This is a genomic window from Leucobacter soli (assembly GCF_042659205.1).
GTDB lineage: Bacteria > Actinomycetota > Actinomycetes > Actinomycetales > Microbacteriaceae > Leucobacter > Leucobacter soli.
Genome location: NZ_JBHSRW010000006.1, coordinates 20,852 through 27,819 on the forward strand (window position 1 = coordinate 20,852; position 6,968 = coordinate 27,819).

Sequence of the window (6,968 nt, forward strand, 5' to 3'; positions counted from 1 at the left end):
GCACATGGTTGGTGTGTCTCTATGTTACTTGCTCGGATCGCATGGTGCGAGCCGAACCTGTGGTCGGCGATCCCTCACGGGAAGGATCGCCGACCGATAGGCGCTTCTAGGCGCCCTGAGCCTTCTGAACGATCTCATCGGCCACGGCCTTCGGCACCTCAGCGTAGGAGTCGAAGGTCATCGAGAACACCGCGCGACCGCTGGTCTTCGACCGCAGATCGCCGATGTACCCGAACATCTCGGAGAGCGGGACGAGCGCGCGGACGACCTTGACGCCGCTCGCATCCTCCATGCTCTGAATCTGACCGCGACGGCTGTTCAGGTCGCCGATCACGTCGCCCATGTACTCCTCGGGCGTACGCACCTCGACCGCCATCATCGGCTCGAGCAGCACCGGGTTCGCCTTGCGCGCGGCCTCCTTGAAGGCCATCGAGCCGGCGATCTTGAACGCCATCTCCGAAGAGTCGACGTCGTGGTACTGGCCGTCGAGCAGCGTCGCCTTGACGCCGACCATCGGGAAGCCGGCCAGGATGCCGTACTGCATGGCGTCCTGGATGCCCGCATCGACGGACGGAATGTACTCGCGAGGCACGCGACCGCCGGTCACCTTGTCCTCGAACTCGTACATCTTGTCGCCCGCGTCCTCGCCGACGAGCGGCTCGAGCGCGATCTGCACCTTCGCGAACTGACCGGATCCACCGGTCTGCTTCTTGTGGGTGTAGTCGTGCTTCTCCACCGTCCGGCGGATGGTCTCGCGGTAGGCCACCTGCGGCTTGCCCACATTGGCCTCGACCTTGAACTCGCGCTTCATGCGGTCCACGAGGATGTCGAGGTGCAGCTCGCCCATACCGGCGATCACGGTCTGGCCGGTCTCGGCGTTGAGGCTGACGCGGAACGTCGGATCCTCTTCGGCGAGCTTCTGGATCGCGGTCGACAGCTTCTCCTGGTCGCCCTTGGTCTTCGGCTCGATGGCCACCTCGATGACGGGCTCGGGGAAGGTCATCGACTCCAGCACGACCTGGTTGTTCGGATCGCAGAGGGTGTCACCGGTAGTGGTGTCCTTCAGACCGATCACCGCGTAGATGTTGCCGGCGGTCAGATCGTCGACCGGCATCTCCTTGTTGGCGTGCATCTGGAAGATCTTGCCGATGCGCTCCTTGCGGCCCTTGGTCGAGTTGATGACCTGGGCGCCCGACTCGAGGTGACCCGAGTAAACGCGCACGTAGGTCAGGCGACCGAAGAACGGGTGGACCGCGACCTTGAAGGCCAGCGCCGAGAACGGATCGTCGGCCGACGGCTTGCGCTCGATGACGATCGACTCGTCACGCGGATCGTGCGCCTCGATCGAGCCCACGTCGAGCGGGTTCGGCAGGAAGTCGACGACCGCATCGAGCATCGGCTGGATGCCGCGGTTCTTGAAGGCGGAGCCGCAGTAGACCGGGTAGATCTCGTTGTTGACCACGAGCTTGCGGATGCCCGCCTTGAGCTCGTCGATCGTGAGCTCCTCGCCGCCGAAGAACTTCTCGAGCAGCGCGTCGTCGGTCTCGGCGACCGTCTCGACGAGCTGCGCGCGGTACTCCTCGGCCCTGGCCTGCAGATCCGCCGGGATCTCCTGGGTCTCGTAGTTGGCGCCCAGGGTCACGTCGCCCTTGGAGTCGCCCTCCCAGACGAACGCCTTCATGGTGAGCAGGTCGACGACGCCGACGAAGTCGCTCTCCGAGCCGATCGGCAGCTGCATCACGAGCGGCTTGGCGCCGAGGCGGTTCACGATGGTGTCGACCGTGAAGTAGAAGTCGGCGCCCATCTTGTCCATCTTGTTGACGAAGCAGATGCGGGGAACGCCGTACTTGTCGGCCTGGCGCCAGACGGTCTCGGACTGGGGCTCGACGCCCTCCTTGCCGTCGAAGACCGCGACGGCCCCGTCGAGCACGCGGAGCGAGCGCTCCACCTCGACGGTGAAGTCGACGTGCCCGGGGGTGTCGATGATGTTGATCTGGTTCTTGTTCCAGAAGCAGGTCACCGCGGCACTGGTGATGGTGATGCCGCGCTCCTTCTCCTGCTCCATCCAGTCGGTGGTCGAGGCACCGTCGTGGGTCTCGCCGAGCTTGTGGTTCACACCCGTGTAGAACAGGATGCGCTCGGTCGTCGTCGTCTTGCCGGCATCGATGTGAGCCATGATGCCGATGTTGCGGACCTTGCTCAGGTCGGTGAGCACGTCTTGTGCCACGGGGTCTCCTCCAGGTGGGGGTGAAAAGTTCGAGTGGTGCGGGCGGAACCCGCGGGCGGGGGCGGGCCGCTCAGCGCGACCCGCCCCCGCCTCGGCAGGCGACTACCAGCGGTAGTGGGCGAACGCGCGGTTCGACTCGGCCATCTTGTGAGTGTCCTCGCGGCGCTTCACCGCGGCGCCGAGGCCGTTCGAAGCGTCGAGGATCTCGTTGGTGAGGCGCTCGGTCATCGTGTTCTCACGACGAGCCTTCGCGTAGCTGGTCAGCCAGCGGAGGGCCAGCGTGTTGGCGCGGTGGGGCTTCACCTCGACGGGCACCTGGTAGGTGCTGCCGCCGACGCGACGCGACCGGACCTCGAGGGTGGGGCGCACGTTGTCGAGCGCCTTCTTGAGCACGGTCACGGCGTCCTGGCCCGACTTGTCGGCCACGTTCTCGAGCGCACCGTAGACGATGCGCTCCGCGAGGCCCTTCTTGCCGTCGAGCAGGATCTTGTTGACGAGCTGGCTCACCACGGGCGAGCCGTACACCGGATCGGCGACGACGGGGCGCTTCGGAGCAGGTCCCTTGCGAGGCATTACTTCTTCTCCTTCTTCGCACCGTAACGGCTGCGCGCCTGCTGGCGATCCTTGACCGCCTGCGTGTCGAGCGCGCCGCGCACGATCTTGTAGCGCACACCGGGGAGGTCCTTCACACGACCGCCGCGCACGAGCACCATCGAGTGCTCCTGCAGGTTGTGGCCCTCACCCGGGATGTACGCGGTGACCTCGGTCCCGTTGGAGAGCTTCACACGTGCGACCTTGCGCATCGCCGAGTTCGGCTTCTTCGGGGTGGTCGTGTACACACGGGTGCACACGCCGCGCTGCTGGGGGTTCGCCTTCAGGGCGGGAGCCTTGGTCTTGGAGACCTTCGGCGTGCGCCCCTTGCGAACCAGCTGCTGAATAGTAGGCACTGATTCTCCTATTTGTTCCTGCACGGTGACAGGAATGCTTACATGGTCAAGCATGTGCGACCGCTTGCGCGGACGCGGAGCTGCTGTTCCCCTCGCGAATGCTCGGGCAACCGAGTGCAGCTATGCCGTGGGGGTATCGGTCAGACCGAGGAACCCTGTCGGAGACTCCCTCGTCTCTCGCTGTCTGCACAGCAAATGACGGTGGAACACACCAACACTCAACTATATGCGGCCTCGGCACTGTTCCGCAATACGATGCTCGAGGATCGGGCGTGCTCGCCTCCCTCGCCGGAGGTCCGCCGGCGAGGGGGTGATCCGGCAGCTGCAGCAGTGCACCGATCTGCGGGATCGCACCGATCTGCGGGATCGCACCGATCTGCAAGAATGCACCGATTCTCCAGATATCCCTGAGCGATTCTGCGGATCGGTGCGATCCTGCACGCGAACCCCTGCCCGAGGCCTCGCCTGCCGCGCCCTTCCCTTCCCGGATTCGGTGTCCACAAGGGCCCCTCTTCGATCCGTTCGACGAGTTCTGCACAGGTTCGTGCGAAGCGCCGATTCCACGGATTGCGAGACGGCACACTGCTGACATGCTGCTCCTCGAGAAGATGCGCGCCGCCGACGGCATCGTCCGGAGCCGGGACCTGCAGGCGCAGGGAGTCTCCCGTCACGCAATCGCGAAGGCCGTGCGCGCAGGCACCGTCCGCCGTCTTCGCCGGAACTGGATCACCCTCCCCGATACCGACGGCGATCTCCAGGCCGCCGCCGACAGGGGCGTGATCCTCAGCTGCGTCACGCAGGCCAGGCGTCTCGGTCTCTGGGTCCCCGAGCGGCCGAAGCACCCGCATGTCGCAGCGCCCGGCGGCCGACACATCGAAGCTCCGTCGTGCCGGGTGCACTGGTCGGCGCCGATCGTGCCGCGCACGCCGTCGACCCTCGAAGACCCGCTCGAGAACGTGCTGATGTACACCGCGAAGTGTCAGAGCCACGACTTCGCCCTCGCGATCTGGGAATCGGCGCTCAACAAGCAGCTCATCGATTACGCGAAGCTCGAGTCGCTCCCGTTCGTGGGGGCGGCGCGCGACCTGGTGCGGGAGTGCTCTCCGCACGCCGACTCCGGGCTCGAATCGATCTTCCGCACGCGCCTGGCCTGGCTGCGAGTGCCGATCCGCCCTCAGATATGGCTGTACGGGCATCGTGTGGACCTGTTCATCGGCGACCGGCTGGTCGTTCAGATCGACGGCCGGGATCACGTCGGGGCCCAGCGCACCGCCGACAACAAGCACGACATCGAGCTCAAGCTCCGGGGCTACCACGTCATCCGCGTGAGCTACGAGCAGATCATGTTTGATTGGCCGAGCGTGCAGTTCCTGGTTCAGGAGGCGGTGGCACGCGGACTTCACCTCGCGAAGCGGAGGCACGGTCGGGATTGACTCGGCGCTCTCCGTCTACCGCTCGGGCGCTCCGGGTCCCGTCTCACCTGCTTGCGGCTGCAGGACTGCACCGATCTGCAGAAAAGCACCGATTTATGCAGGATGCCTGTGCGATTCTGCAGATCGGTGCAATCCTGCTGCGGGTGCGGGGAAGGGTGAGAGAGAAGAGAGAGGAGGTGAGGGAGAAAGGAGAAAGGAGAAAGGAGAAAGGAGAAAGGAGAAAGGAGAAAGGAGAAAGGAGAAAGGAGAAAGGAGAAAGGAGAAGGGAGAAGGAGAGGGAGAGGGAGAGAAGGGAGGTACAAGGAGATAAGGAGAGGGAGGTAAAGGAGGTAAAGGAGGTAAAGGAGGAGCGCGAGGAGCGAGGTCAAGGAGGTAAAGGAGGAGCGCGAGGAGCGAGGTAAAGGAGGAGCGCGGGAGCGGGGCCGCAATAGGGGGAGGGAGAATGCTCGAGGATCGAGCGTTCCGCGAGCTACTGCGGGGGCTCGAGATGCCGACTCAGCTCCTCGAGCATGGCCTGCACCTGGGGTTCGACGAAACGCTCCACGGCGGCCAGGATCCGGGCACGATGCTCCGCCAGCGCGAAACAGATGCGGCGCCCCGCATCGTCGGCGTATCTGTCGGCGAGTTCGATCTCGCGGATCAGCTGCTGCTTCTCGGCCGCGTTCAGCGGCGGGCGCGGCAGCGGCGGCTCCGGCTTCGTCTCCTCGGCGAGCCCCGCCATCGTGAAGAGGAACGGCTGCTCGTCATCGGTCTCGGGGTCGAGGTCGAGGCCATCGTACTCGGGATCGAGGCCGGCGCCCGGCTCGAATCCGCCCGCGTGCCAGATCTGCTCGCCACTCAACTCAGCGTGCAACGCGGGAAGCTCGCGCTGCGTGTAGTCCTCGACCGCCCGGTCGATGATCCGCTGCATGCGGCTGGTCAGTGCGTGCGCCACCTGGTGCGGTGTCTTCCCCGCGATGCCGGCAGCCTCGAGCAGGGGGGATCCGGTGCACCGGCGGCACATCCGGGAGCGTCCGCGGTGCGTTCCCGGCTGCCAGGTCGGCACCCATCGCAACCAGGCATCGACCGCGGCGCCGACCCGGGCCTCGATCGGGTCGCCGCTCGACCCGTTCGGGGGTGCGCTCATCGCGGATCCTCCCCATCCGACTCGGGCCGCCTCCAGTCGGGTCCCTCCTCGTCGCCGCGCTTCTCCCACGGCCACTTCGGCACGGGGCGCTGCGTGTAGACGCGCCGAGCGAGCACCGCCCAGAAGAGCAAGGAGCAGAGCGCCCAGGTGAGCGCGAGGGCGAGCGCGAACGGACTGAGCCACGTATCGGAGATCGGCATCCCCGCGAGCACGCCGCCGAGGCACCAGATGAAGTACGCTCCCCCGCCGAGCACGATGACGTGCGCCCAGGGAGGAGTGCGGCGCCCGCGCAGCAGCACCAGCGTCTGCAGCCAGAGCCCGAGGGCGAGCGCCGCGAGTGCGGGCAGGAGGATCAGCTCGGCCGCCGCCAACCCCAGACCCGGGGTGTCGACCGGCTCGCGACGGAGGACCATCCCCAGGATGCCCCAGCTCGCGACGACCAGCGCCAGCGCGACCATCACGGTCGCGGCGACCAGACCCACGACGTAGCCGCGGGTCACACCGCGGCGCCGTTCGTGGGGCCGGTCCTCGCTCATGGCCGCTTCGCCTGCGCTTCGGCCAGCGCCGCCTCGTACTCGGAGACGGCCTCGGCGTTGCTGCGGGATACGCGACGGCCGCGCGAGCCGATCCAGGCGCCGAACCACACGGTGACCTCGCGCGCGATCACGCCGGCGGCGATCGCCGGAAGCGTCAGCCCGAAATGCTCGATGACGCCGAGCGGCGTGATGCTGCCGCCCGGCAGCAGCGCGGCGAGCCCGGTGCCGCCGTAGAAGAGGTAGGAGGAGTAGGCCGCGCTCACCACGGTGGCGGCCCAGGCGAGCGCTCCGACGAGGAAGCCGCCCAGCACGTAGGCCCACCATCCGGCCCGACCGACGATGACCACCAGGAGCACCATGCCGATGAAGAACGCCGCGGTCGCTCCGGCGAACGGCCAGAGGCCGGCGTCCAGCAGGGCCGACTGCGTGGAGTCGAGACCGATCCAGAAGTAGAGCAGGGCGGCGAAGAGCACGGCGAACACGACGGTAGCGAGCACCGAGATGAGCACGCCGGCGCCGCGATTCCCCCGAAGGTCCGGCGGCAACGGGGTCTGCATGTAGAGCGCGGCCATCGGATGATCGGCGCTGACGAGAATCTTGTCCTCCGGCACCGCCGCGGGTGCCGCGCTCGGACCGGCGCTCGGCAGCTCATCGGGCAGCACGATGGCCGGCCGCGCCTCGGTGGCGGACGGCGAGGCG

Annotated in this window: 7 protein-coding genes and 1 pseudogene; 2 read left to right on the forward strand and 6 right to left on the reverse strand. The window is 66.8% G+C overall.

Annotation, left to right across the window (positions count from 1 at the left end):
* Positions 1 to 106: 106 nt before the first annotated feature.
* The 3 genes from fusA to rpsL form a co-directional block, all read right to left on the reverse strand.
* Positions 107 to 2,227, reverse strand: a complete 2,121-nt coding sequence (gene fusA, locus ACFPZL_RS01360) for an elongation factor G (protein ID WP_218115553.1) — start codon at positions 2,225 to 2,227, stop codon at positions 107 to 109.
* Positions 2,228 to 2,329: 102 nt separating this feature from the next.
* Positions 2,330 to 2,800, reverse strand: coding sequence for a 30S ribosomal protein S7 (rpsG, locus tag ACFPZL_RS01365; RefSeq protein WP_218115552.1), 471 nt, complete (start codon positions 2,798 to 2,800; stop codon positions 2,330 to 2,332).
* Entirely contained in the window at positions 2,800 to 3,174 is a 375-nt protein-coding gene (gene rpsL / locus ACFPZL_RS01370; protein WP_218115550.1) for a 30S ribosomal protein S12, read from the reverse strand. The genes rpsG and rpsL overlap by 1 nt, the downstream gene beginning before the upstream one ends.
* A gap of 590 nt (positions 3,175 to 3,764) precedes the next feature.
* On the opposite strand from rpsL, the gene ACFPZL_RS01375 reads away from it, so the two are divergent.
* Both ACFPZL_RS01375 and ACFPZL_RS01380 read left to right on the forward strand, forming a co-directional pair.
* On the forward strand, positions 3,765 to 4,607 hold the full coding sequence (locus ACFPZL_RS01375) for a type IV toxin-antitoxin system AbiEi family antitoxin domain-containing protein (RefSeq protein ID WP_218115548.1): 843 nt from the start codon (positions 3,765 to 3,767) through the stop codon (positions 4,605 to 4,607).
* A gap of 95 nt (positions 4,608 to 4,702) precedes the next feature.
* Complete coding sequence (locus tag ACFPZL_RS01380; RefSeq protein ID WP_382334584.1) at positions 4,703 to 5,008, forward strand: hypothetical protein; 306 nt, start codon at positions 4,703 to 4,705, stop codon at positions 5,006 to 5,008.
* Positions 5,009 to 5,076: 68 nt separating this feature from the next.
* On the opposite strand, the gene ACFPZL_RS01385 is transcribed toward ACFPZL_RS01380, so the two are convergent.
* The 3 genes and pseudogenes from ACFPZL_RS01385 to ACFPZL_RS01395 all read right to left on the reverse strand — a co-directional run.
* Entirely contained in the window at positions 5,077 to 5,733 is a 657-nt protein-coding gene (locus tag ACFPZL_RS01385; RefSeq protein WP_218115544.1) for a spermidine/putrescine ABC transporter substrate-binding protein, read from the reverse strand.
* Positions 5,730 to 6,269, reverse strand: coding sequence for a hypothetical protein (locus ACFPZL_RS01390; RefSeq protein WP_218115541.1), 540 nt, complete (start codon positions 6,267 to 6,269; stop codon positions 5,730 to 5,732). The genes ACFPZL_RS01385 and ACFPZL_RS01390 overlap by 4 nt, the downstream gene beginning before the upstream one ends.
* A pseudogene (locus tag ACFPZL_RS01395) lies at positions 6,266 to 6,968 on the reverse strand (hypothetical protein); the annotation flags it as partial. The gene ACFPZL_RS01390 and the pseudogene ACFPZL_RS01395, both read right to left, overlap by 4 nt.

Excerpts from the sequence above, each read along its gene's own strand:
- ACFPZL_RS01380 (WP_382334584.1), top strand. The coding sequence starts at position 4,703 with ATGCAGGATGCCTGTGCGATTCTGCAGATCGGTGCAATCCTGCTGCGG.
- rpsG (WP_218115552.1), bottom strand. The coding sequence starts at position 2,800 with ATGCCTCGCAAGGGACCTGCTCCGAAGCGCCCCGTCGTCGCCGATCCG.
- ACFPZL_RS01385 (WP_218115544.1), bottom strand. The coding sequence starts at position 5,733 with ATGAGCGCACCCCCGAACGGGTCGAGCGGCGACCCGATCGAGGCCCGG.
- ACFPZL_RS01375 (WP_218115548.1), top strand. The coding sequence starts at position 3,765 with ATGCTGCTCCTCGAGAAGATGCGCGCCGCCGACGGCATCGTCCGGAGC.
- ACFPZL_RS01390 (WP_218115541.1), bottom strand. The coding sequence starts at position 6,269 with ATGAGCGAGGACCGGCCCCACGAACGGCGCCGCGGTGTGACCCGCGGC.